The organism is Methyloprofundus sedimenti (assembly GCF_002072955.1).
Taxonomy (GTDB): domain Bacteria; phylum Pseudomonadota; class Gammaproteobacteria; order Methylococcales; family Methylomonadaceae; genus Methyloprofundus; species Methyloprofundus sedimenti.
This window is the reverse complement of the sequence record NZ_LPUF01000004.1, coordinates 92294-117755: the sequence shown is the minus strand read 5'-3', so window position 1 is coordinate 117755 and position 25462 is coordinate 92294. Positions and strand designations below refer to the sequence as shown.

Here is a 25462-nt window from a genome sequence, read left to right as displayed (position 1 = left end):
TAATTATGGTCGTATCTTATTCGGCTGTTTTATTAGACCATTTACAAACGAGTTGTAGCTTATCTTAATGGCATTGGCGCGAGGCCTCCTGAATACTAGAACTGCATTTCAGAGTTGAATCCATCAGGCGTTTCTTCAGCAATTAACCGAATAGAAATTGAAATTGATTTAGCTGCAGTAGGTGCTTCACTCGAGATTGACTTGCAACAGTCTGTATTTAGTTCAGGCGAGCCTATGCAGTTGGTGTTTGATACTACTGCCAACCCTGCGATGGCTATAATCGCAGAGCTATTTTATCAAGGTGCGAGAATTGGCTACCAGGAATATCCTGTTTTGAACAGTGCTCAAGTACAGTTTGATGTAGAAGATCTATATGTTGGCACTTGTCAGTTAATTGTCAGGGGTGAAACCACGGGTCATCAGCATGCTGTGCAAAAAAGCTTTACGGTTAGCGTAGTTGATTCCGTTGGTTTTATTTATCCAGATAATATTGGCAGTTATACAGAGGGAGATTTAATACGCGGCCAAGATGGAAATACTTATCAATGCCTCATTACATGTTGGTGCAATGGCAGTATCACTTACTATGCTCCCGGACTTGGTTTGGCATGGAGTAGTGCATGGGAATTAGTTTCTGAAGGGACTGCGCCAGTTGCCAAAAGTGATTTTAGCTATCCAGATGGTCAAGGCTAATACCAGCCGGGTACAATCGTAAAAGGCACTGATAACACTCTTTATCGTTGCAATATTCCTGACTGGTGCAATAACACTAGCAGTTTATATTATGCGCCTGGAACAGGATTGGCTTGGGATAATGCCCGGTCATCTCTTTGAGAAATAAGCTAAAAAGTGTCGTTATCCTATGCTAGCACACCGCCATTAAGTTAAGAAATATTGTATCTATAATCAATGTATTACAATGTAGGTTGAGTTAGGTTTTGGTTGCAAAGCAATAAAAAGCGTAACCCAACATAGGCTCCTACGCTTCGCTAGATAAGCTAACCCAACCTTGTATATTAAACGCATCTCTTAAACACAGGATTATTTAAGATAACACGATTATAGTAAAACTGATTTTCTGGGGAAGCCGACCCAACCTTAAGCTTTGAGCTTGTTCGTAATCAGGTAAGCTTTAGCATTGGTGCCTGTTGAAGTGAAAACATGGTTTTTCACTTCAACGCTTTATCTTTAAGTGAGTAACTAAAAAATCAGGATAATTAGTGCCTGCTAAGAAAATAGCCTGCAAAACCCTCGCATACAATTCGAATAAACAGCCAAAGTCAACTGACTCTTGAAGGATTCAAAATGCCTTTTGAGCAGCAAATGGATAAAGGCAAGCACAGCGTTAAAATTGAGGGAGTGTATTTCCCGGGGTGCACTGGCTGAAGTGTCTTACGCCAGTTTTTCCAGCAAAATGGGCGCTCTGCAAAGCCCGCTCGCTTAGTGAAGGGTGCTGCCATTATCAAACATAAGTTGTGTTTACGTGATGAAGATACATTACTTCCGATCCAGGAGAACCCTTGTCTATAATTTTTCTGCATTCTGACCAGGATTGAAGCTAAACAAACTCAAGTATTTGTTTGATATACAGAAGGCACACTGATTCAGGCAATGAAAAATATAGGGAAAACAGTTAAAAACTCGGTGTTAAAAAAGCGGTTGAAAGAAACCTCAGAAATAGGAATAGACGCTATCCGTGCATCAGTCATTGAGGTACTGTTTAAAACCAGGTTTATCTCCAAACACGGCCAAAAAAAATTTAGTCAGTACAATACAAGCCGGACGTGTGTGGATGTGCACTGGGTTTTTTTATTTTTTGTCCAAAGAATGCACTAAAAAGCGGCATCTAACGCCTCCTTTTGCCATGCAGCAGGTATGTTCAATTTCACTGTCAAGAAGTGTTGACAAGAGTGATAAGTCCATTTCACAGACTTCAGGATCGCTATTTGCCAGATCATGAAAGACACAATTGTAAGCATCAATTATTAAATTTTCTCCTGGTTCTCCTTCTGATAACTGCGTTTCGTATCCCAGCTCCTGCATAATGTCAGCAGTCATTTTAATTTTTTCATTAATGGGTTTATTTTTAGAGCATCTTTTCTTGTTTCTGCAAGAGATACACCAAGTTCCTTAAGATATAGCGCGAGTTCCTCAGAGCCTAATTTTTGTTTGATTAAATTGATCAGCATTTCAGCAAAAAGGCTGTAGTGTTTAGGGAATATATGAATTCCTTTTTCCGTTAAGACGAATGTTGTTCCTGGGCGTCCGCCTGTTTGTTTGGAAACAGACTTCATAACCAGGCCATCTCTTTCCAGTGCGGTCATGTGCTGGTGTATTGCACTTCTTGAAATTTCCAAAAGTTTGGAAAACTGATCTACCGTCACGCCTTCTTTTTCTTTCACTAAAAAGCGCAGTATTTTTTGTTGGGTGTCATTAAATCCGATTATCTCCACGCAACCTCCTGTTTCTGTTTATTTTATAAAAAAGCACAAAGCGTGCTCTGTTTGTTAAATGATTAGTAATTATATAACGGTTAGAGACAAAGCTCACGCGACAAAAAATAAAATACATATAGAAAATATAATTATGTTAAATGACTTTATACAGTTTATTGTTGACAAAGTATATAATCAGTCGTAATCTAGTATCCAAATTACACATTCTTAACATTTGTGATTATTAAAGAAGGGGGAGTTGAATGAAATTTAGACAATCAAAAAATAACAGTGGCCTGATAAGAGGCAACAAAATAGTTTGTCTTTTCATGATGTGTTTTTGGGTGAGCTGTGTAGAAGCAAAGCAGCACAAATTTGAAATGACCATAGATGAAGTGACAATTCAAGTTGCACCTAAACTCAAGTACAAGGTATTTGCCTTTAACGGTCAGGTACCCGCACCGTTAATTCATGTGACACAAGGTGATGATGTGGAAGTGTTGGTGACTAATAACACTTCGACGCCTCATATCATTCACTGGCATGGTGTTTATCAAACTAATAATTGGAAAAACGATGGTGTGCCTGGGGTGACACAAAAATCGATTGAAGCAGGTGATAGTTTTACTTATCAATGGAAAGCGGAGAAGACTGGGAGTCTTTGGTATCACTGTCATACTAATGTGAATGCCAATATAAATAACCCTGTTGCCTTTCATCCTATCGCAGGTATTTGGGATAAGGTTTATATCAACGGAAATCCAAGAAACACCTTATATGGGATACAGACCTATAACATACCGGTTGCCACAGCAGATACCTTTGATTTGGTTTCTCCTGCTGATCATCCCACCAATAATGCAATTGTTGATCATGCGATGAGTGCAGCAATGCGAGGCGCAATTACGGTATTAATGAATATGCCTGATGCGGATCCTAAACTGGGTAAAGGCGAAAATATTTTGATTCGTTAAACTCAAGAGAGCTATTTATCGATTCGTTGTTGCATTAATAGCAGCGAATCGATATTATATACAACAAAGGATATCTGCTGTTACTTTGAAATAAGTTTAGGTCAGAGAAATTAAGAGGAATCCACCATGAAATATAAATCAATAAGTTCGGTCATTATGATGATTGTTTTGGAGACACTGAGCAATAATTCGGCATATGCTGAAATAAAAGATGGACAACCAGACATCTCACATTCATTCATAGTTCCATCAAAATTATTTACCAAAGGTAAACAAGGTAAATGTAATGTTGATTCCTTTTATGCTGATGCTAATGAAAGCAGTAATGAAAAAATCGATAAATCTACGCCTGTATCCTTGGAATACATAAACGATGAGGTCAAGGGAACATACAATGTCATGCGAGAAAAGGTCATCAGTCATGTAAAAAATGAAGTTGTGATGTCTTTATTAAGCTTTAATGTCGATAGTTTTGCGCCAGAAAATCTTGCCGCTTATGTCTCCAATGGGACAAAGCCATTCTTACCTTTTTATTTTGCAAATGGTGTCAAGATTATAGATGTTGCAGATAAGGATGGAACGATAGTTTACAAGGCCGAAGTACCTATACATAAAAATCATGAGCATACAGTATTACTGACTAAGGCAGGCATAGATTCAGCTACGACGACAGTATGTAACGATAGTACGCTAGTGGAAGATTTGCTGGAACGTAATGTGGTTATTCAATACGATTACTATGATCCTAACGGCGTATTTATTTGTTCATTCAATATTAAGGATAGAAAGTCGGAATAAACGGTGTAATTACCCCCACTCTGTAAAACAACGGTCCCGAATTAATAAAGTTTGGTTCAAATATTTGAATACATAGACTGAAGAACCTTCTAAAAAAGGGCTTAACAAGAAAAAAACGGTGATGAATTTTTAAATTATTTTAGACACAATGAAAATATTCCATGCTTTTAAATATCTTGCGGTTGATCCTGTAAATTTTAGTCTTAAGGCTAAATTACGGTCTCTTTTGGCCTGTTTTTGTTCAATTTTTTTTATTGCTGTCATTAGCAAAATAGTTTTACCCTGGCCAGATTATCCGATGATTGTAGTATCTATGGGAGTTTCGGCAATAATTTTGTTTTTTATCCCAGGTAGTCCTTTAGCACAACCTGGGTCTTTTGTTGGTGAGCAACGGTTGTCAGCCGTGGTCGGTGTGTATTACGCTTCGAATATTGTAAAAACATTTACAGCCGCAGCTTCAGCTGTTGGAGATTCAGTAATGATGATGCTAGTGCTGAGATGTTTGTGCCCACCCACCTATCCACAGCAGCGACGAGTTTAACCACGATCATGGCAGGAACATCAATTACCTCTCTTGGTTATTCTTTTGTGTTTGTTCCTGTGGTCGTAAATATTTTTATCTTGTTGATTTTGGCAATGAAAATTAATCGATGGATTATGGCTAGAGATTACCCCAGCCCTTTGCCTGTTAAGAAGAAAAAGACAGATCAGCAGCTTGCAGTGACTGTACCCAATCATCAAGTCGGTTTTTCAGAACAAGATATTGATTTAGCACTGGCTGATAGTGATGTGTTTATTGGTATGACACATGCGGAATTAAGTCATATATTAACCCAGGTTGAAAAGTATACTTTTAAGCGGTTAAAAGGTCAGCTTTTATGTGCTGATATTATGATTAAACAGGTTGTCACTGCTGAATACGGCACTGAAGTCGAGGAGGCCTGGGAAATTATGCGGCGTAACAAGCTTAAAGCAATGCCTGTATTAGACAAAGCAAGACGAGTGATCGGAATTATTACCTGGAATGATTTTTTTAAATTTATTGATCTAAGTATTTATCAGAGCTTTCAGGATAAATTTCATCGATTTATTAGACGTACAGCCGATATAACTGCAATGAAACCAGAATCAGTCGGTTTTATTATGACTAGCTCAGTCATTACTGTGACGGATACCACGCATATTGTCGACCTTATTGCTTTGATGTCCAATCAGGGACATAGACAAATACCTGTAGTTAATTCAGAACAGCGTCTAGTGGGCATGGTCTATCAATCAAATTTAATAGCGGCGTTATATAACGAAGAGCTGGCTCATAAAATCAGTCACTAGAAGTCTGCAATGGTGGTTGTGCGAAGTATATATAGCAAAGAAAAAATAATTACATAAATTTAAATAATATTTCTGTGAGGTAAAATTGATTAGTCATCTCATCAGTTTCATCCGTAAAATGTTTATTAGGCAACAGGATAAACGGAATGAATTAACTCTGCAAATGCTGGAAAGAGTCGGTATAAAGTTTTTTGTGTTATTTTTATTTATTTTAATGTTTGACCCGTTATGGAGCGGTTTTCTGGTTTTTATTGATATTATTTTCGAATTGTTTCATCTTGTTTTTGAGTTTTTTGAATATTCACTTGAGGTTCTTGTGGAACATGCCTTTGATGCAAATCGTCATCATGGTGAAATAATTGTTGTAAATGGAGTCATTGCTATTCTGCTGTACGGGCTTTTCAGGTTATATCGCGCAACACCAAGACTTTATATTCAATTTAAACATTTTTTTAGGACTATCTGGTTAAGCTATTTAGAACGAAAATCTGCCTATTGGCGGTCATTGTCATTAGATCAAAAAAGCCTGTTAATTTTATCTTATTTTATTGGTATTTTCAGTTTAGCATTTGCTTTTGTCCTGTAATCGAAATATCAATATGAAAGTTAAAAAAATACTCAGTTACGAATGGGATGCTATTGCTGGGATTTTGGCTGCTGTAATTGGTATTATTCTGCATCTATTACACATCGTGAACGAGGATGTCATTTTACCTATAGTCCTTGCTCTTATAGCATTGCTATTCATTAATTTCATGCGGCATACCCGAAGCAACGATTTGACACATGAAGAATTAGAGCGAACAGGCCATATAGTTCGCAGTATTCATTCAACGCTTAAACAGTCCGATATAGTTCTAGTAGGTCCTCGACATTTACGTTCTGTCAACGAGAAATTTACTCATGACATGGGTGGCGATACTGTTTGGTTCAATGTTTGTTTGTCCATGTATAAATCACAACACTTATTTGATACCCTGCTTCGTCCTGCTATAGAAAACTCCATGGTTAGATCAGTTCAATTTGTGCTGGATGAAAGTCAGAAAGCATTATGGGCGGATTTTGTACAGCCTAAAATAGTCCTCTGTACTGCTTATGCCAAGGTAAGAGAACCCCACTGGTGCAAGCTGGACAAGAATATTTCCTTTATACTCGCGGATAGTCAGCACAGTGGAGGTGCCGAGGCACTACTCAGTTTTTGGGGTGAGCCTTTTATGGCACAGTCAACAGGCAAGGACATACCTCGTTACATTTTTCATGTGCAAAAGAACTCCGAACTTTTGATACATCTGGCAGATATGGAACGTAGGTATCTACATGATTAATAGTGTGAGTAAAAAACATTCCGGAAAGTTTTTTAACAGTATTTATATTAAGTTTATAGCTAACTGGTAATGTTTGGTGGCCATTAAAAGGTTATTGTTTCAATTTTTACCAATTTAGGTTGGTGCGCACAAACAACATGAGAATATCAATGAATCTTTTATCAATTAATACAACGCTTCCAGCTAAGATTGAATACCAGGGAAAAATAATATCAACGGGAATTTTTAAAAAACCTGTTATAGGTCCGGTTTTTATAGCAAAAGACAATCTGAAGGGGGATCAGCAAGCAGATTTAAAAAATCATGGAGGTGAACATAAAGCTGTTTATGCCTTTTCCTCTGACCACTACTCCTATTGGAGTAAAGTGCTGCAAAATCCAGAATTAAAACCAGGTGGATTTGGGGAAAATTTAACCATATCAGGCTTTGATGAATCTGTTTTACATATTGGCGATCAGTTAAGTATTGGGCAATGCATTTTAGAAATAACACAACCCAGAGTACCTTGTTTTAAACTGGGGCTTGCAGTTGGGAATCAAAATATGCCGCGTTTATTTATTGAGAATTTTGCTACGGGTGCTTACCTTAGAGTCATACAAGAGGGGGTTGTTGAAACGGGTAGCAAAGTAGAGCTGGTTAAGGAAGGCGTATTTAAGGTAAACATTCAATCCTTATTTAGAGCTTATTTTGATAAAAACTATCCTGCATCGAGATCAATTATGGAAAGAGCTCTTCTTATTCCAGAGCTTTCTTCCGAGTGGAGAAAAAAATTATCCACAAGGCTATTTTCTGTGAATACGCCTTAATATATTCTTAAGCGTAAAGAGTCTATTGAAAGTAAAGAAAATTTATTCCTCTAATAAAGCAGATATAAGCCACTCCAAATCTGAAAAATGACCAAATTCACAGGCTTTTAAACGACCTTTTTTATCAATCACTATATGAGAGGGTGTACCCTGTAAATTGTATAGCTTAAATGTTTCAGCGGTAGATAAACGTGATTGCAGGTAGCTTAAAACATTCTGTTGGGTTTGTTTTTTTTGGCGTTCATTTTGATGAATAAAATCAGGAAAATGCAGTTTAATGAATAGATCTACTTCATTATTTGTAATTTCATTTTTGTGTTTTGTTATTTGATCCATCGCTAATGGAAATGGAATGTGAAAAGGCAATTGACCATTAATCAAGTGATTGTTTTCTGTTAGTGCGCGTAAGGTTTCTCCTGTCACTTTATTCTGTGTCGCCAATAACTCTATGTTTTCCAATGTGTTTTTATCGAAGTCTTCAAATGCAGTGGCCATACCTAATATAACGAGACCTTTATCAAAATATTTCTGATGCAGACTAATAGCTTGAGGCAGACTGTATAAAAAACAGCCAGGGCAATTGACTTGAAATACTTCAATTAAAATAACCCTACCTTCCAGCTGGTCAATATTCGTCGGATTTCCTTGTACCCAATCCGATATTTGTAATAAGGGAGCTTTTTCTCCCAATTTTGCTGTTTTATTCATGATTATTGGAATTGTTGGTTAATGTTCGTATTATCAGAGGATGTGGAAATCTGAATTCAGGAAAAAATACTATAAGGATGGTATCCCAATTGTTCTTTTTTAGACTACTCAACTGAATAAAATAAATTGAGTTATCTAATATTAAGTGATTAAAGTTGAAAAAACCAAGCGTATAAAATAGTACTGCCCATTGTTATTATCGGTATTAGTGAGTTGGCAAGTGTTTTAGCTCGTCGTTTTCGTCGTTGTGGAAATTCAAAGCATCCCATTACTTATGTCATGAGAGCACTCTGCAGCTTTGTCCATTATTATAATGAGATTGCATGAAATATCGACGCTTTTACCAGCCAGGTGCATGTTATTTTTTCCGCAGGTAATAGTAAGTAGAGAATCCTAATTGATTAAAAAATTTGCGGGAGTGGGTGTTTAATTTTTGATAAAACAATAAGGTCAACGCAAAAAATGAAGTAAATCATATTTACAAAGCTTTAAAGCAAATTGATAATGATATACTTCGCGCAGCCATATATACGGTTTTCTAGCGGCCGATTTTAGCCGATAGCCGCGTAGTTGCGTAGCTTGCTATGCGCCTGTTCCAGAGCCTTGCTCTCGACTAAAATCAACTCGCTTTAAAATCCGCATCCGTGACCGCGCGAAGTATACTTTAGCATTAACCTTTAATGCAGCCTGATAATTGGACCGTAGCAAAATCAGATAATCCATGACAAATTACGGGCTAGCCATATTAGCAGACTAAAATCCGCCCTACGGTGAGATCATTACTGATATTTATCAAGCAATTGTTGATAGTATTGTGCAGATTCGATTTTGTCGCGCTTTAGTGCACCATTTCTAAAGATTCGCGCCTTTTTTAACAGCATTTTTATTGCACTGTGTTTATTTTCTACACTTAAATCAGGCTGGGAAATGATTTTTTCCAAAGCCTGTATCCTGAACCTGTCCATCCCCCAGTATTTGTGTGAAAGCTGGTCTTCATGTCCACCGTATTTATTTATTAGCGGTTGCTCCAGGAATAGCACCGGATATTTTGCACTGATGCGTAACCACAGATCGTAATCCTCGCAGGCCGGCAGGTTTTCATCAAACAGACCAACATCATCAAATACCGAGCGATGAATCATAATTGATGAAGGGGACATCGTACATAAAGGCAGGCATTGTTCAAAAATCCAGCCGCCAGTTTTTTTGTGCTTGTGCATGGCATTGACTCTAACGCCATTACGGATCCATGTTTCTTCAGTATGGCAAATTTTTAACTCAGGAGCCTGTTGCAATGCCCTGATTTGAGTTGTTAGTTTTTCTGCTAACCAGCTATCATCAGAATCAAGAAAAGCAATCCAGTTACCACGGGATTGCTGTATGCCAATATTTCTGGCGGTGCTCACACCTTTATTTGATTGTTTAATAATTGTAAGCTGCGGGAATTCGTCATTAAGCATATCCAGCGTATTATCGGTAGAGCCATCATCGACAATAATTATTTCATCGGGAGGTCTGCTTTGCTCTAAGACTGATTGCAGAGCGCGTTTCAGTAGCAAGCAACGATTATAAGTAGGGATAATCAGGGAAATTTCCATATATGGTCTATAATGTTATATGTTGCTAGCCTATATCTGAATGCTATGCGATAAGGTGAGATGGTTGAGTAATTTTACAGCAATCAGAGACCGGAAAAATACACTGCACAAACTAATTTAAAAATAAGGTTACAGCAAGGTTTTGAAGAATATTAAAATAAATAAGGTATATGCCGCAAACATCTAAGTGATTTAACTTATTTATTTGCTTGAATGAGTGGAAATATGGCTTTATTGCTGGATTTTCAAAAAGACAGAAGTTATACAGTGCAGTTTTAATGCCAAGACAGGCGGCTAATTGTCGCGCGGCAAAATGCCACATTTGCAAAGAGTTGTTGCTCACATAAACTATGTCCAACTCTTGAATGCAATCCGTTCTGGATAAGAGCTAGCTCCTTCCTCTTGATGCGGCTGTAATGGTCGCATTTTTTTCTAATAGGGTTTGCCCATTATGAAACGTACCAATCACTCACTTTTCAATCCACCTGGTAGCGCTGAAGAATTACTTAAACATATTGTGTATCATGAAGCAGGCCATGTGGTGGCAATATATTTGCGCAACCACCAGCAAAAATTACCCCCGGTCTTTTTTGAGATCATGATTAACAGACAACATCAACAGCAAAATCATCTTGCATATTTTGCCCAGGTATCAGGTGGCAGATTAATTGATAATTTACCCGTAGCTGAAATAGAAAATAATCAATTAGGTTCTTTAGAAGAACAGCAAAGCTTGCAGAAGGCCTATGAGGCAGATGTTATTAACCTGCTGGTCGGCCCTTTGGCAGAAGCTAAATATGTAGCACTGCGTGATGATGAGATATTAAATTTACATTTAATAAATCTAGTTGCTTTAAAAAATTACGGGGGACATTCCGATATAGAGGAGGCATCTCGCTATTTAGAATATTTTATCCCTGGTGCTGCTGAGCGTGAATTAAAAATTAGCGAACTCTATACTAAAGCCTTTCGCTTTGTCGAAGACCCAAATAACTGGAAATGCATCCGGTTATTTGCCAGCTATTTACTAGAAAGTGAGGAAACAATCATTTCCTGTGAACAAACCAGCGATATTTTGGAGCATTTTTTAACTTATTAATTTGTATTGTGACGATTAGAACGGCTGAATAGACCTGCAGAAATCTTATTCAAGATTGAGTCGCATAAAACCAAAGCAGGACATCGTCGTCTGCCTCGCATACAATCCCGCACCACAACATAATCATGTACAAGGAAAAGCCTGGCCTGGCAATTAGTTAGTGTCTCTTTTTAGCCACTCTGCTAGTTGGTAAAATGTATAAATTTGTTATCATAGTTGCACATACACATTCTTGGAATAATCATGCAACAAAACACCATTACAGAACAAATGACCCAGGCAGGGCAAAAAATTGAACATGACTCATTTGCTATTGTCGATCAGGAAGTAGGCACACATCACTATTCGGTAGATGAATGGAACATTGTGCGTAGAATGATTCATGCCACGGCTGATTTTGAATTCAATGGTCTTACCAGATTTCATCCGGACTCAGTTTCAGCAGGTCTGAGTGCCATTAGCCTAGGCGCTAATATTGTTGCTGATGTAGAAATGATTTGTGTGGGTTTATCCAAACCTCGCTTAAGTCATTTTGGTGTAAGCACGCATCACTTTATTTCTGATGCAGATGTGATTACTCAGGCAAAAGCCGAAAATAGTACCCGTGCCGTACAGGCAATGCGCAAGGCACAGCGTTTAGGTTTATTACAAAATAGCATTGTTGCTGTGGGCAATGCGCCAACAGCGTTGCTGGAAGTAATCCGCATGATAAATGAAGAAAATTTACGTCCAGCCCTTATTGTCGGTATGCCAGTTGGCTTTGTGTCTGCTGCTGAATCAAAGACTGAAACGGCTTTATTAAACGATATTCCCTGGATTGTTACCGAAGGAAGAAAGGGAGGGTCAACGCTAGTTGTGGCCGCTATTCATGCTTTATTAGCACTCGCAGAGCAAGCCAATAAATAAGTATTTGTTTTACTTTACTTGTAAATGAAGTGCGGCTATATAAGGACATCAACACCTAACGCATACATATTTTTAAAATTATTCTGAACAACAAATTGCCTATGCTATTAGCTAGTTTTTATTATCATTAAACATGTAAAAGGTGAAGTAAAAACAGGCGTACCTTGTATGTTACTGATAGTAAAAAATATAATTATAAGCTGAGGAGAGACTTAGCCCCGAATATTGGCGAGGCTATAGTCTTGCTTCCAGAGTGTTATTTGCATTGTGGATTTTTGCCATTAGCTTGTGCTTCTTGACGCAATTTCAGCGCGGCTGGCATATGTTTTTGCAAATCCGTAATGCGTGTTTCATGTGCGGGGTGAGTCGACATAAATTCAGGCGGGCTCTCTCCACCTGCTTTACCCATATTAATCCAGAGAGTTATGCTCTCGCGTGGATCAAAGCCTGCTTTTGCCATTAAATCCAGACCATAAATATCTGCTTCAGATTCATGGGCTCTGCTATACGGCATAAGAATGCCATATTGAGCTCCAAGTCCTAATAAGCCCATGCCGGATTTTCCTATTTCGGATTGAGGATTTAATATCGCCTGAGTTATCGACATACCTTGGCTAACAACCGTTTGTTGAGAAACTCGCTCATTACTATGATTTGCTAAAACGTGAGCTACTTCATGGCCTAGCACGGCCGCTAATTGATCTTGATTTGTTGCAACATCTAAAAGCCCCGTATGCACCCCGATTTTGTGAGCCGGGAGTGCAAATGCATTAGCTGATGGATCTTTGAATACCACAACTTCCCACTCGCCCCCTACTTCATTGGTAATAGCCGTTGCTACGCAACGTACATAGGCGTTGATTTTTGCATCTTGCTCAATTGGCGTATCCTTTTTCAAAGTATCAAATGCCTGAATACCCATCTGATCCATTTCACCACTAGACATCATCAGTAACTGGCTTCTTCCAGTAGGGGATGTTGCGCAACTTGACAATAAAGCAGATAACAGAATAATTGAGAGTAATTTTATTAACATGTTTTTTCCCATAGACTTGGTATTTTTTGCAGGACTATACCTGAGTATAAGTAGCATAATAATTAATTATGCTATAGTCTGCCATGAAAAGTAAGGCATGACGTAAAATGCCGTTGGATGAGCTATTTTACCGAAACGTTATATCTGCGAATGATGTCTCAGGATCATGCTCCAAGTTAATATGCATACCTCGATTTACTTACTCTATACAAGTACTACACCCAATGACCCCTAAAAAACCCAAAGGTACTCGCAAAGGTTATACCACAGGAGCTTGTTCAGCAGCAGCTGCAAGAGCGGCCGCTATAGGGCTATTGACCGGTAAAGTACCAGAGCAGATTGAATCTTTATTACCTAATGGTCAACGCGTCAGCTTTGCTGTACATCAGAGTTCGCTGACAGCTGGCCATGCTCAGGCCGTCATTATAAAAGATGCAGGTGATGATCCTGATTGTACCCATAAAGCGCATATGACGGTCGATGTGCGTTTATTAGCCGATTCAGTCAATCAAGTGTTATTTAAAGGGGGAGATGGTGTGGGAACCATTACTATGCGCGGCCTGGGTCTAGAAGTCGGCGGTCCGGCAATTAATCCTGTTCCACGAAAAAACATTGAAGCTAATATCCGCGAGGTAGCAGGTGAGCTCTTGCAAGCTCAAAGTCTGGAAGTGACTATTTCAGTCCCCGGTGGGCGGGATATGGCAAAAAAAACCTTGAATGATCGCTTGGGCATCATTGATGGGATTTCCATTTTAGGCACGACGGGCATTGTTTACCCTTATTCTACTGCCGCTTTTCGCGCCAGTGTAGTGCAAGGTGTCGAGGTGGCGGCTAATCAAGGCCAGCAAACTGTGGTATTAACCACTGGCGGACGAACAGAAAAATTTACCATACGTGAATTGCCGGAATTAGATCCTGCCTGTTTTGTGCAGATGGGCGATTTTTTAGGTCCTGCCTTAGATAGCGCACAACAAGTCGGTATTAAGCAAATTATTATTGGCGGCATGGTAGGTAAAGTCAGCAAAATTGCTCAGGGTGAAGTCATAACTCATGCGCGTCGTAACCCTGTAAATACTCAGTTATTGGCGGATCTTGCTGCTGCAGTAGGAGCCGATGCCGAGGTTTGCGCTGAAATAGCCAGTGGTGAAACAGCTCGATTTGCCGGGGAGCGCATGGAAGAATTAGGACTAGGTCCCGCTTTTTATAAAGCATTGTGCCAGCGCGTCGTTGCGACACTGGAGGCGCGTTACCCCGGGGTTTTTAGCTATCGAATATTAATGTGTGATTTTGAAGGAGGAAAACTAGTAGATTATGTCTAATCATTGTCAGGTTATCGGAGTATTGGATAACGGTATTGAAGGCCTTTCATTCGCTGCATTAGATGCTTTGGAAAATGCCGATGTTGTGATCGCCGCGACCCGGGTATTAAAGCTATTTAAAAATTCTATCAAATCCGCAGAATGTAAAGACTTAACAGGGCATTTAACTGAAGTGCCGGAATGGATCAATCGCGCGTTAGCTGAGCAAAAAAAAGTTGTGGTGTTGGCTACAGGCGATCCGCTATGTCATGGGATTGCCAGTTTTTTAGCTAAAAAACTAGGCGCTGAAAAGCTGGGTATTATGCCTAATATTTCAGCTGTGCAATTAGCGTTTGCCAGCATTGGAATGTCCTGGCAGGATGCTAAAATCTGCTCGGTACATCATAAAGATGCCGGAGATTGGCGACCGGGCTCTGGTGCAGAACACGGTTTTTATAAGCTATTACAAGCGATAAATCAACATGATAAATTAGCGATTTTAACCAGTCCTGAAAATAATCCTGCCCGTATTGCACGCATGTTAATCATGGAAAATATGGCAGATTTGTTTAGCATGGTGGTTGCGGAAAACTTACTGTGTGCGGATGAAAAAATATTTCAGGATTGCAGTATTGTTGAATTAGCAGAGCAATCTTTTAATGGTAACGATGTCGTTATTTTATACAGGCGACAGGCCAGGCAGCCGGAATTGCTTTTTGGCTATGCGGATGATGCTTTTAAACAACGTAAACCTGATAAGGGCCTTATTACCAAGCGTGAGGTTCGTGCAGTTTCGCTGGCAAGAATGCAATTAACATCAACAAGTATCGTCTGGGACATTGGTGCAGGATCTGGTTCAGTAGGAATTGAAGCCGCGAAATTATGCCAGAACGGTCATATCTATGCCGTCGAAAAAAATGTCGCGGACTTTGCGATTGCAAGTGAAAATGGGCATGACTTTGGCTTACATAATTACACCTTAATTGAAAATAAAGCGCCGCTGGGAATGGCGAACTGGCCAGCACCTAATGCTGTGTTTATTGGAGGGTCAGGTGGTGAACTGGCTGAGCTCATTGCGCTTTGTCTGGACAGGCTACAAGCTAAAGGTTGTCTGGTGATGAATTTTGTTACTTTAGAAAATTTAAGTACGGCTTTGGAAGTATTAAAACAAAGTGGTGCAACGTGGGATATCATCCAATTACAAGCCTCTCGCAGCCAGCCTATTTTACATATGCATAGAATGCGCGCTGAAAATCCAGTCTGGATCGTTTGTGTACAAAAGGAAAATCAAGTATGAGCGGTATGTTATACGGTGTTTCTTTAGGTCCTGGAGATCCAGGCTTAATCACGCGTAAGGCCTGGGATTTGTTACATTCAGATGCAGACTGGACCTATCCTGTGAGAAAAAGACAAGGCAAAAGTTACGCACTCAATATCGTTCTGGAAGCAGGTTTAATACCGCCAGATAACCATACAGAACTGGTTTTTCCGATGACGCATGATCGAGAAATATTAGCTAAGTACTGGCTACAGGCAGCACAGCAGGTTTTGGCCAAACTACAGGCTGGTAAGGATGTGGTTTTTTTAGTCGAAGGAGATGCGTCAACCTACTCGACTTTTCAGCATTTGGCAAAAACGGTCGCTGCGCTGGATGAAACTGTTGATATCGAAACCATTGCAGGAGTCAGTTCTTTTAATGCCGCCGCCGCACGCGCTAAAATGCCTCTGGCCGATACGGATGACACCGTAGCCATTATTCCCGCTGGATACGGCATCGAAATGATCGAAAATATGTTAAGTGACTTTGATACCTTAATATTATTAAAGGTCAAGCCTATACTTGATGATATACTCGACCTATTAGCACATAAGGATTTATTAACTCAGTCTTGTTTTATCGAGAAAGCTGGGTCTAGTGAAGAGCGAATTGTCCATGATGTATTAAGTTTAAAAGGACAAAAAGTCAATTATCTATCATTGCTAATGATACATAATTCCCATAGAATGAAAGGCGAACTTATCCGCGGTTGCAGGAAAAAGCAAACCTTAAATATAACAAAAATAGAGGAAATATTATGAATGGTACTCAGAAATTACTGGCTGCAGTAGTTGGTGTATTTGTGTTGGGCTTTCTTATGGTCGGCTCCAATAAAGAAAAAACCAATGAACAAAAAGAAAACGAGTCTATGGTTAGAGCAACTGTCGCAATGGAAACGATGGCATCCAGAAAATGTCCCGTTGCGATAAAAAAATTCACTGGCGATCAGGTTTATTTTCCTACTTCTACCGATACCGATCATCAAACTTTTGTTTCAATGACCTGGGATTCTGCAAAGACTGATGATGAATATAGTTTTAAAAAAGCAGTGTGTACTTTACACGAAACTGTAGGCGGGATTTCCAAGTTAGAAATAGACGGCAAAACTTTTATTGAAAAAGAAGTAAAACGTTAAAAACACGGGTTCAAGTAAGCCGAAAAAATAATACAGAAGACTGCTAACTACTAAAGCATAAGCAGTCTTCTGGCTATCATTGGAGTTTTATCTCCAGACTATGAAAATATAAAACAGCTAATTATCATAGCTGCTATTTCCTACTGTTTCACTAGGTTATAATATTCTTTTTTATAATCCTGGAATATTATGCCCACTCCTAAAATTGTTCTAGTCGCCATCACCAAGCATGGTGCCAAGCAGGTCGCACAGCTTGCTACAAAACTCCCTGATGCTGATATTTTAGTCTCAGAAAAATTCCGTGATTTACTGGAAAATAGTCATCAGCCTGTTCAGTTCTATAGTGGCCCTTTTCGAGAACAAATCGCCAGACTATTCACCGACTATGATCAAATTGTATTTTTTGTCTCTTTAGGCGCAGTGGTGCGCTTAGTGGCTCCCTTTTTAAAATCCAAAGATGAAGACCCCGGCATTATCGTCATAGATGATGCGGCACAGTTTGTTATTCCTGTTTTATCAGGCCATGTCGGAGGCGCTAATGCCTGCGCTGAAATGCTGGCTGATTTATTACAGGCAACACCGGTATTAACAACAGCTTCCGATGTGGGAAATACTATTCCTGTGGATATTTTGGGACGTGAATTGGGCTGGCAAGTTGAAGCACCTAAGATTAATATTACTCGCGTTTCTGCGCATGTGGTGAATGAAGAACCTATTGCTTTCGTTCAGGAAGTCGGCAGTAAAAACTGGTGGACTCGCAGTACTCCGTTACCTAAAAATATTTTTTTATTTGAGAACTTTGCAGGTGTTGATTTAAGTCAGTTTAAGGCGGTGTTATGGGTAACAAATCAAGATGTTCCTGATAGCCTTTGGCAGCAGCTTAATGAGAGCCTGGTGGTTTACAGAGTTCCTGAATGAAGCTGGTTTTAGGTTTAGGCTGTGATAGAGGCGCGTCACTGATCACCCTGGAAACAGCAATTGATAAAGCCCTGGCTTCTGCTCATCTATGCCTTGAGCAGGTAGCTCATTTAGCGAGTATCGATAAAAAACAGGATGAAGTCGCTTTATTGCAATTAGCTGAGAAACTTGCTTTACCTCTGTACTTTTATTCCGCAGAACAGTTAGCCAGTGTGCCTGTTCCCAGCCCATCAGCAGTGGTTATGAAATATGTAGGCACACCTTCAGTCTCTGAAGCCGCTGCGATTTTAGCGGCTGAGACGGATATGTCTGATTTATTAGTTGAAAAATACAAATACCGTGGTGAAGAGGGTAAAAACGCAACGGTTTCCATCGTAAGAATGAGAACAAAGATATGAACGGAAAAATTTATTTAGTCGGTTTTGGTCCAGGCGCAGAAGAGCATATGACTTTTAAAGCCAAAGCCGCCATAGCAGAATCCGATGTAGTCATTGGCTACACAACTTATATTAAATTAGTGAAAGATTTGCTTGACGGCAAAGAAGTGGTCAAAAAAGGCATGACCGAAGAAATTGATCGCTGTGTAGAAGCTTATGAACAAGCGAAACTTGGTAAAACAGTAGCCTTGATTTCCTCGGGCGATATTGGTGTCTATGGCATGGCCGGGCCTACCTATGAGGTGCTATTGCAAGCGGGCTGGAAACCCAGCGATGATATTCAGGTGGAAATAGTTCCAGGAAGTACTGCGCTATCAGCTTGTGCTTCCCTGGTTGGTGCTCCGCTGACCCATGATTTTTGCTCGATTTCTTTATCTGATCTATTAACTCCGTGGCCAGTAATTGCCCGGCGCATTGAAGCTGCGGGACACGCTGATTTTGTGGTTGCTTTATATAATCCCAAAAGTGGCCGCCGTACTCAGCAAATTGTCGAAGCGCAAGCTATTTTATTGCGCTATCGTCGCCCCGACACGCCGGTTGCCGTTGTTAAGTCTGCCTATAGACGCAGGCAGTCGATTCAGCTTGTGCGCCTGGATGAAATGGCGGAATGCGATATAGGTATGCTGACTACGGTATTAATTGGCAATTCATCGACCTTTATTAAAGAAGGATTAATGATTACCCCCAGAGGATATGCCAATAAATACAGCAGTCTAACTGGAGCAGCAAAAGACGGGGAGCAAGCAGGTATTTCATTAACAATGGGCTTAGAAGGCTGGTACGCTTGTTTACGCCAATATGTACAGGATACCCCCGGTTTAACTCTGGAGAAAATCGCCGATTATTTTGGCGTTCCCGTGGGTGAAGTGTTGAATGCAATTGCCGCAGGCGAAAACGCAGGTGAACATAAAGCCGCACATATTCAAACCGACAAACTAAATGAAGTCATTAAGCGCTGTGAAACATGGGGCCGTTTGCGCGGTATAGTACGCGCCGAAGCAGGTGCTGTTACTGAATTATTTTTACAGGCAAAAGATTTTCAATTACGCGGTGAGTGGTTAAATATCGAAACGGAGGCATTTCATTGTCATATTAATTGGCACAAAGTAGATTCCGCATATCTGGCTTGTCGTGAAGGTAAATCCTATGGAGTCAACTTTATCGATAATAAAGGGCACCTTGTTTTCAGACTTCTGCTGACTAAAGAAAACGGCGAGTTCAGTGCCCAAAAACTAGAAGCCTATTCTCAGACATGGCAAGCGCTAACAGAGGAGCAAAACAATGACTGAGGTAATGAAGCCTAAAATGATGGATTATACCCGGCACCTGCTGGTTTGTGTTGGAGAAAGGTGTACCGAAGATAATAAAGGACAATCTCTTTACGAGCAGTTGAAAGACAAATTCAAAGAGTCCGGGCTGAATGAAGGGGCACTTAGAGTCAAACGCAGTAGAGCAACTTGTTTTGGAACCTGTAAATCTGGACCGCTTATTTGCGTGCAACCGGATGGAGTCTGGTATTATGATATTACCAGCGAAAAATTGGATCGAATTATAAAAGAGCATCTGCTGGGTGGTGTGCCTGTTGCCGATTACATTTATCACCAGGGGCCAGGCGCGACGATATAAAGAAACGAAGAGGTTTATATGGAAACACAACAATATACAGGGGCTATTGCAGCCTGGAAGGATGATAGAGGGTTCGGTTTTATCAGGACCGAAAGTGATAACAAAGAAGACGATGTATTTATTCATATTTCATCATTAAACAATATGAGTCGACGCCCGCGAGTCGGAGATATTATTCATTACGATTTAATCGAAGAAAACGGAAAAATTAAGGCAAGTAACGCAATTATCGAAGGTGTAGAACCCTTCCAGGGTACATCCAGGAATTGCAATACCTTTTTAACAGTGCTTATTACAGCTATTGTTGCAAGTGCTATTACCTATATGGTTGTTACCAATGTATTAGAAGCAGATAACAACTGTTTAAGCGGACTAAGTATAGAGTTTTCGGAATAAGCATTCTGCTATATAGCTTGATAGCTTTATCTTCGAAGAGGATGGGCATTGCCCATCCTTTCGGCACTCCCCGATATAAAAACCTGCACAGCAATGAAACCATACCTTAATTTGACCATCATCCTTCTCAGTGTATTTATTACTGCTTGTAGTAGCTTACATCAAACACATAAAAAAATTGAACCCAGCGCGCGCATAACGCATTTACAGCTAGATGCCGAGATTCATCAATTGCTTCAGCTGGAAATGCAATCTATTCAGACAGGCATGATGTCATTAGTCCCTGCTATCGCCAGTGGTGACTGGGACAAAATAGCCGAAACAGGTAAAAATATAGAAGAGAGTTATCTGTTAAAACAACAGTTAACAACCGCTCAGCGTCATGTCCTACATAAATCTTTCCCGGCAGAATTTATCAAGCAAGACCTGACATTCCACCGCTCAGCAGGCATGTTGGCTCATGCTGCAGAAATGAAAAATGCTGAAATTGTTAACTTTTATTTCTATAAGTTAAACACAGCCTGTGTCGAATGCCATACTGAATTTGCCGCAAAAAAATTTCCTATGTTAGTGCCTGAGCAAAATAAATCTCATCATTAAAAATGTAGTGCAACGCATTACTAGCGAGTAAAATCGCGAAACATAGGATGTTCAACTGACTTGTATAAACAATTTATCCTGATTCTCATGCTATATATTCTATGATACTGAGCGCAAAAATGGATTTGAGAATTCGTATATTTTTTAGTTAAATGGCTGCTTATTGCACGCTATGATTGTGTATACTGATGATTGTTTTGTCTCATTAAAAAATCTGATGCTTAAAAAAAGGAAATAATCATGATGTTTACTAAACAACTCGCTGTAGGCTTCGTTATGTTTTGTTTGCTCTGGATAGTGCCAGTGCAGGCAGAAATAGATTTATCTGAAAATCCAGTTGGCCAGAAAAGTATTGATGTTAAAGAGCTGGGATTTCGTTTAACGCCACTCTCACAGGATGATTTAAAAGCCGCAGCTGATCATTGGCAAGATTTATTGCAATCTCACCTACAGGAGATCAGTGAACTTAATATACAAATTGCCCAGGCAGATGCTACTCAAAAAGAAGTCATGTTAGAGCAATTAAAACTGCTAAAAGAGCAACAAATCAAACTCACGGATCGAATCAATTTAATTCTGCACCAACTACAAAGCAAAGGGGGCGATGTAACTGATTATGAGACTTATCTTGGTGCAGTATCCGCTGTAAAATTTGAAGCCAAAGATTCTACTGTATTGCTGGCATCCATAACAGGCTGGCTTGAATCGCCTGAAGGAGGAATACGCTGGGCGATAAATTTTGGCTTATTTTTTGTGACTTTATTTATCTTTAGTCTGTTAGTCGGCGTTTTTTCCAGAATAACTGAAAAAGCGGTACGCAGGCTAAAAAGTACTTCATCCTTGCTACAAGAATTCTTTGTTGGCATGGTACGCAATTTGACTAAATTAATTGGTATTATGATTGCTCTGTCTATGCTGGAAGTGAATGTTGCGCCACTGATTGCCGCTTTGGGCGCCGTTGGCTTTATCGTCGGTTTTGCCTTGCAGGGTACTTTAAGTAATTTTGCCTCTGGATTAATGATTTTAATTTATCGCCCTTACGATATTGGTAATGTGGTCAATGTTGCCGGAATGACGGGTACGGTTAATTCCATGACGCTGGTATCAACAACATTAAAATTACCTGATAATCAAACGGTAGTGATTCCAAATAACTCAATCTGGGGCAGCACAATCACCAATGTAACCGGAAGCAAGACACGACGCGTGGATATGATATTTGGCATCGGCTACAATGATGATATAGCCAAGGCAGAAACCGTGTTACTGGATATATTGCAACAACATCCTTTGGTTCATAAAGATCCTGAACCCGTTATAAAAGTACATGAACTTGCCGATTCATCGGTTAATTTTGTAGTCCGTCCCTGGGCTAATACCAGTGATTATTTTGCTGTCTATTGGGATGTCACTCGTGCGGTAAAAGACCGTTTTGATGCGGAAAATATATCTATTCCTTATCCGCAACGAGATGTGCATGTACACACAGTAGAAACCTCAGCTTAGGCCCTGTCTCTGTTATACTTCTCAGCTAAACAATAAATACTGAGCTGTTGCAGGACAAACAGTCAGTAGATTGCTTGTCAAAATGTAAACGTCTTTTCCAGAAGGAGAAGGCTGGGAGTGGGATTATAAATGCATGATTTTATAATTCCTCTTTCAACCTCGTTAATCTCAGTAAAAAAATACAAAATCCTGCGTTGTGACCGCAGCACTTACTAATGAAGGCTTTTGGAATATGAAAATATGGGTTGATGCTGATGCATGCCCGGTAGTGCTCAAAGATATTTTATGTAGAGCTGCTGAGCGTACCGGGGTTTTTGTGACTTTTGTCGCAAATCAGTTTATACGTTTACCTCCCTCGCGTTATATTAAATTTATTCAAGTGGGCAGGGGGGTTGACATCGCTGATAATGAGATAGTGCTAAGACTTGGTGCCGGCGATCTGGTTATCACCGGTGACATTCCATTGGCGGCCGAGGCAATTAAAAAAGGCGGCTATGCTTTGAATCATCGAGGTGAAATGTATACCGCTAATAATATTCGAGAATGTCTTAATATGCGCGACTTTATGGATACTCTCCGCTCTAGTGGTATAGAAACAGGTGGCCTATCGGCATTAAGCCAAAGTGATCGACAATCTTTTGCAAATGAACTGGACAAGTTTTTAAGCAAATAAACCCAGAAATTCATCTCCTCTTTTTTCTAATGAAAAAAATAAAGTCTTGCTAACAAGAGGCAAAAATCGCTATATTCATAGTTGGAAATCATTTGCTTCCTCAATACCTATATTGATTATATGCTGTAGAATCCTGATAAATAGCCTGGTTATCTAACAATCTATTGGTTAACCTCAGCTTTATTTAATAAGAGAATAACTATGAAGAAACGTTTAATTTCAATTTCTGTTCTGATGGCTTTATCCTCAAATCAACTCATTGCGGATCAAATATCTGGTGGACCTAGAGTTAATTTACACTCAGGTGAAGTCTTTATCCCTTGTGTAAATGTTGATGACCCGGGAGGCGAATATGATGGCAGATATTTTGATGTCAAACTTGTGCAAAGAGCCGATTCTTTTGACTTTATTTTCGGCGAAGAGGAACAGGAGGGCGTTTGTATAAAATTGATAGAAGCCTCGTTGAATGCAGATGACGATACTTCTGATGTCAATGGTAATCTCGGTAGTAACGGTCTGTTAAATAGTCCACCTGGCACACCTGCCGCACCTGGGTGGATAGGTCTTATCGGCATTGACTATCAGCCTAATCACTATTCCGCCGGTAGTATCTTCAACGGCCATAACGTATTTTACGTTGGCATGGATAGCACTAATACGCCAGTGACAAATATCTATGCAGAATTAACCCAGCTCAAGGCGGCTGGTTTTACCATTGCCCGGTCCTACCAAACAGATCCATACTCCTGGATTGACCTAATCATGCAAGCAAGTGCTTTGGGTTTGTCTGTCATTTATGAGGCAGATATTCCTCAGGGTGGCAATCAGACTTCGACAACGGCCGCCATACAGGTACTTATCAATGTCATTGAAGCGGTGGGTGTTAGTACCTTCCAAAATACTGTATCACTGGTTCTCGCGGGTCATGAAAACTACAGCAACACCAATATTAACTACCTGGCCAGCGCAATTCGACAAATACAGGTCACTTTGGCAGCGAAGCAACTATCCTCAGTACCGGTCGGAACCGCACTGGTGTCTGGAAATCTGGTAACACCCGGTAATCCAGCTGATATGCAGAAGCTTATCAGTGCTTCATCTGCACAAGCGCCCCTGGGCTTCGATCCATACCCTTTTCAATGGGGGGTGACGCCTGCCGGTCAAGCCGCATCCAATGCCACACTCGATAACTCAATTGCGTCGAACTACACTAAGGTCAAGCAGCAATCGTTTTATCAGGCTCCCAAACCAATTCTTATGGCGGAAACGGGGTGGGCAACTGATGGAACCGGACAATGGGCCCAATATTTCTGTTACCTTAATAACACCCCATGTGAGCCGAGCGTGGCAAATGCTGCTGACTATCTGCAAGACCTTTATAGTTTCGTGCGCACGGCAAGCAACACGAGCAGCGCGCTAGTCTTTGAAGCCTATGATGAACCGGCAAAGTCGCCAGCACACCCGGACAATGCCGAAAACTACTATGGTATTTTTGATTCCAATTGTTCCCTGAAAGATCTGAATACGCAATTACTGCCAGATACCGGTTTCGATCCTGGTAAAAATCCTGGGTGTCAGGGATATACCGAGGGTTCCACGTTTTCTATCACCGGGACGCAACCCGGCAATGCAGTCAATCAGCCATCCTTTCTGGTCGAGATTAAACAAACCAATCCCGCCACATCCGACGACGCATCGATGGACGTTACCATTCGGCAATCAACCGGACCAACCAAGACGTCCATCCCTGGCCATATTTTTTACTGTTCGATGGAGCCAATGTCAAGATCTCCGGGGTGACTTCCGGTGCGTCCTGCACCTTTAACGCGCAGGTTCTTGCCGGGAACATTACCTGGGCTACCCCCAGCTGTACTAATCCGGATTATTCAATAAACTGTACAGGGAATACCTGTTACCTCCCCTGGAATAACTTTTAGAAGCCGCGGAGTCGTTTGATGTTTGCAGAGGGTTTATTATCTTTCGCGTGGTCACGATTGTGACTTTCAAGTTGGCCGAATGTTGACCGATAGCTGAGTTATGTAACCTGAGTTCAAAGTAAGAAAGGGCCGCCTGTTTATAAAAAATCTGCAAGAATATAAACGACTAAGGCACTATTTTTTAAACAGCTGCCAAATGATAAGTTTAACGCACACATTTAGTTATGTAGATAATTTTTGTGAATCATTTCTATCTCTAAGTGGGAATCGATTCAAATCGAAACATGCTAAAAGAAACGACGTAAAAAGTGCGGCTTGGCAAGCCACATCAATGGGTTGGTTTTTACCGGTTTGAGTTGCCTATCATTGTCGATGATCGTAGTGAAATACTGTTGTTTACCATTATTACCAGAGGACATGCTGATGACCGAAAGCCAGTACCCAGGCTTAGCAAAAATATCATCAGAAAGCTTTACGAAAGAGAGTACATTGCTAAAAAGCTGACAGTGCTTTTAGCCTCGGATGATGTATAGGCATCACTCGCTTGCAAATTATATGATCAATATTGTTGCCTGTTTAGTGGCTAATCATGAACTGAGGT

Annotated in this window: 28 protein-coding genes and 1 pseudogene; 24 read left to right on the top strand and 5 right to left on the bottom strand. The window is 40.2% G+C overall.

The window, feature by feature from the left end; genetic code table 11:
- Positions 1-114 precede the first annotated feature (114 nt).
- Complete coding sequence (locus tag AU255_RS18120; protein ID WP_080524301.1) at positions 115-693, top strand: hypothetical protein; 579 nt, start codon at positions 115-117, stop codon at positions 691-693.
- Between the two features lie 1116 nt (positions 694-1809).
- Here AU255_RS18120 and AU255_RS18115 read toward each other — a convergent pair.
- Positions 1810-2058 carry a helix-turn-helix domain-containing protein gene (locus AU255_RS18115; protein ID WP_080524300.1) on the bottom strand — a complete coding sequence of 83 codons (249 nt, stop codon included), beginning with the start codon at positions 2056-2058 and terminating at the stop codon, positions 1810-1812.
- Complete coding sequence (locus AU255_RS18110; protein WP_080524299.1) at positions 2055-2453, bottom strand: helix-turn-helix transcriptional regulator; 399 nt, start codon at positions 2451-2453, stop codon at positions 2055-2057. The genes AU255_RS18115 and AU255_RS18110 overlap by 4 nt, the downstream gene beginning before the upstream one ends.
- A gap of 245 nt (positions 2454-2698) precedes the next feature.
- Here AU255_RS18110 and AU255_RS18105 point away from each other — a divergent pair, with 245 nt between their 5' ends.
- The 7 genes from AU255_RS18105 (at position 2699) to AU255_RS18075 (ending at position 7670) form a co-directional block, all read left to right on the top strand.
- Positions 2699-3409: a multicopper oxidase domain-containing protein gene (locus tag AU255_RS18105; RefSeq protein ID WP_198942690.1), complete on the top strand. Its 711-nt coding sequence runs from the start codon at positions 2699-2701 to the stop codon at positions 3407-3409.
- A gap of 126 nt (positions 3410-3535) precedes the next feature.
- The gene (locus tag AU255_RS18100; protein ID WP_080524297.1) at positions 3536-4207 is read left to right on the top strand and encodes a hypothetical protein; all 672 of its coding nucleotides are present in this window, start codon (positions 3536-3538) and stop codon (positions 4205-4207) included.
- 148 nt (positions 4208-4355) lie between these two features.
- On the top strand, positions 4356-4748 hold the full coding sequence (locus tag AU255_RS20200) for an HPP family protein (RefSeq protein WP_080524296.1): 393 nt from the start codon (positions 4356-4358) through the stop codon (positions 4746-4748).
- A gap of 8 nt (positions 4749-4756) precedes the next feature.
- A complete protein-coding gene (locus AU255_RS18090) occupies positions 4757-5539 on the top strand; it encodes a CBS domain-containing protein (RefSeq protein ID WP_158083166.1) in 783 nt (260 codons plus the stop codon).
- A gap of 118 nt (positions 5540-5657) precedes the next feature.
- Positions 5658-6125, top strand: a complete 468-nt coding sequence (locus AU255_RS18085) for a hypothetical protein (protein WP_143736020.1) — start codon at positions 5658-5660, stop codon at positions 6123-6125.
- Positions 6126-6138: 13 nt separating this feature from the next.
- A complete protein-coding gene (locus AU255_RS18080; protein ID WP_080524293.1) occupies positions 6139-6864 on the top strand; it encodes a hypothetical protein in 726 nt (241 codons plus the stop codon).
- A gap of 149 nt (positions 6865-7013) precedes the next feature.
- On the top strand, positions 7014-7670 hold the full coding sequence (locus AU255_RS18075) for an MOSC domain-containing protein (RefSeq protein ID WP_080524292.1): 657 nt from the start codon (positions 7014-7016) through the stop codon (positions 7668-7670).
- A 42-nt stretch (positions 7671-7712) separates the two neighbouring features.
- On the opposite strand, the gene AU255_RS18070 is transcribed toward AU255_RS18075, so the two are convergent.
- Together AU255_RS18070 and AU255_RS18065 are read right to left on the bottom strand one after the other, a co-directional pair.
- Positions 7713-8378: a peroxiredoxin family protein gene (locus AU255_RS18070; protein WP_080524291.1), complete on the bottom strand. Its 666-nt coding sequence runs from the start codon at positions 8376-8378 to the stop codon at positions 7713-7715.
- 779 nt (positions 8379-9157) lie between these two features.
- Positions 9158-9976, bottom strand: a complete 819-nt coding sequence (locus tag AU255_RS18065; RefSeq protein WP_080524290.1) for a glycosyltransferase family 2 protein — start codon at positions 9974-9976, stop codon at positions 9158-9160.
- Between the two features lie 451 nt (positions 9977-10427).
- Here AU255_RS18065 and AU255_RS18055 point away from each other — a divergent pair, with 451 nt between their 5' ends.
- Together AU255_RS18055 and AU255_RS18050 are read left to right on the top strand one after the other, a co-directional pair.
- Complete coding sequence (locus tag AU255_RS18055) at positions 10428-11075, top strand: hypothetical protein (RefSeq protein WP_143736019.1); 648 nt, start codon at positions 10428-10430, stop codon at positions 11073-11075.
- Between the two features lie 243 nt (positions 11076-11318).
- Positions 11319-11981 carry a precorrin-8X methylmutase gene (locus tag AU255_RS18050; protein ID WP_080524288.1) on the top strand — a complete coding sequence of 221 codons (663 nt, stop codon included), beginning with the start codon at positions 11319-11321 and terminating at the stop codon, positions 11979-11981.
- Positions 11982-12237: 256 nt separating this feature from the next.
- Here the strand turns inward: AU255_RS18050 and AU255_RS18045 are convergent, their stop codons facing one another.
- Positions 12238-13017, bottom strand: coding sequence for a M48 family metallopeptidase (locus AU255_RS18045; protein ID WP_080524287.1), 780 nt, complete (start codon positions 13015-13017; stop codon positions 12238-12240).
- A gap of 224 nt (positions 13018-13241) precedes the next feature.
- Between AU255_RS18045 and AU255_RS18040 the strand changes: the two genes are divergently transcribed.
- The 14 genes and pseudogenes from AU255_RS18040 to AU255_RS21510 form a co-directional block, all read left to right on the top strand.
- Entirely contained in the window at positions 13242-14336 is a 1095-nt protein-coding gene (locus tag AU255_RS18040) for a cobalt-precorrin-5B (C(1))-methyltransferase (protein ID WP_080524286.1), read from the top strand.
- Complete coding sequence (cbiE, locus tag AU255_RS18035) at positions 14329-15612, top strand: precorrin-6y C5,15-methyltransferase (decarboxylating) subunit CbiE (RefSeq protein ID WP_080524285.1); 1284 nt, start codon at positions 14329-14331, stop codon at positions 15610-15612. The genes AU255_RS18040 and cbiE overlap by 8 nt, the downstream gene beginning before the upstream one ends.
- Positions 15609-16394: a precorrin-2 C(20)-methyltransferase gene (gene cobI / locus AU255_RS18030; RefSeq protein WP_080524284.1), complete on the top strand. Its 786-nt coding sequence runs from the start codon at positions 15609-15611 to the stop codon at positions 16392-16394. Before cbiE ends, cobI begins: the two co-directional genes overlap by 4 nt.
- Entirely contained in the window at positions 16391-16768 is a 378-nt protein-coding gene (locus tag AU255_RS18025; RefSeq protein ID WP_080524283.1) for a hypothetical protein, read from the top strand. Before cobI ends, AU255_RS18025 begins: the two co-directional genes overlap by 4 nt.
- A gap of 189 nt (positions 16769-16957) precedes the next feature.
- Positions 16958-17686 carry a cobalamin biosynthesis central domain-containing protein gene (locus AU255_RS18020; RefSeq protein WP_080524282.1) on the top strand — a complete coding sequence of 243 codons (729 nt, stop codon included), beginning with the start codon at positions 16958-16960 and terminating at the stop codon, positions 17684-17686.
- The gene (locus AU255_RS18015) at positions 17683-18084 is read left to right on the top strand and encodes a cobalamin biosynthesis protein (protein ID WP_080524281.1); all 402 of its coding nucleotides are present in this window, start codon (positions 17683-17685) and stop codon (positions 18082-18084) included. Before AU255_RS18020 ends, AU255_RS18015 begins: the two co-directional genes overlap by 4 nt.
- A complete protein-coding gene (gene cobJ / locus AU255_RS18010; protein WP_080524280.1) occupies positions 18081-19412 on the top strand; it encodes a precorrin-3B C(17)-methyltransferase in 1332 nt (443 codons plus the stop codon). Before AU255_RS18015 ends, cobJ begins: the two co-directional genes overlap by 4 nt.
- Positions 19405-19749 carry a (2Fe-2S) ferredoxin domain-containing protein gene (locus tag AU255_RS18005; protein WP_080524279.1) on the top strand — a complete coding sequence of 115 codons (345 nt, stop codon included), beginning with the start codon at positions 19405-19407 and terminating at the stop codon, positions 19747-19749. The genes cobJ and AU255_RS18005 overlap by 8 nt, the downstream gene beginning before the upstream one ends.
- Positions 19750-19767: 18 nt before the next feature.
- Positions 19768-20145, top strand: a complete 378-nt coding sequence (locus AU255_RS18000) for a cold shock domain-containing protein (protein ID WP_080524278.1) — start codon at positions 19768-19770, stop codon at positions 20143-20145.
- 93 nt (positions 20146-20238) lie between these two features.
- Complete coding sequence (locus AU255_RS17995) at positions 20239-20745, top strand: hypothetical protein (protein ID WP_080524277.1); 507 nt, start codon at positions 20239-20241, stop codon at positions 20743-20745.
- Between the two features lie 240 nt (positions 20746-20985).
- Positions 20986-22251, top strand: coding sequence for a mechanosensitive ion channel family protein (locus AU255_RS17990; protein ID WP_080524276.1), 1266 nt, complete (start codon positions 20986-20988; stop codon positions 22249-22251).
- A gap of 232 nt (positions 22252-22483) precedes the next feature.
- Entirely contained in the window at positions 22484-22924 is a 441-nt protein-coding gene (locus AU255_RS17985) for a YaiI/YqxD family protein (protein ID WP_080524275.1), read from the top strand.
- 201 nt (positions 22925-23125) lie between these two features.
- Positions 23126-24724 carry a hypothetical protein gene (locus tag AU255_RS17980; protein ID WP_080524274.1) on the top strand — a complete coding sequence of 533 codons (1599 nt, stop codon included), beginning with the start codon at positions 23126-23128 and terminating at the stop codon, positions 24722-24724.
- Between the two features lie 478 nt (positions 24725-25202).
- Positions 25203-25446: pseudogene (locus AU255_RS21510) on the top strand (transposase); the annotation flags it as partial.
- Between the last annotated feature and the right edge of the window lie 16 nt (positions 25447-25462).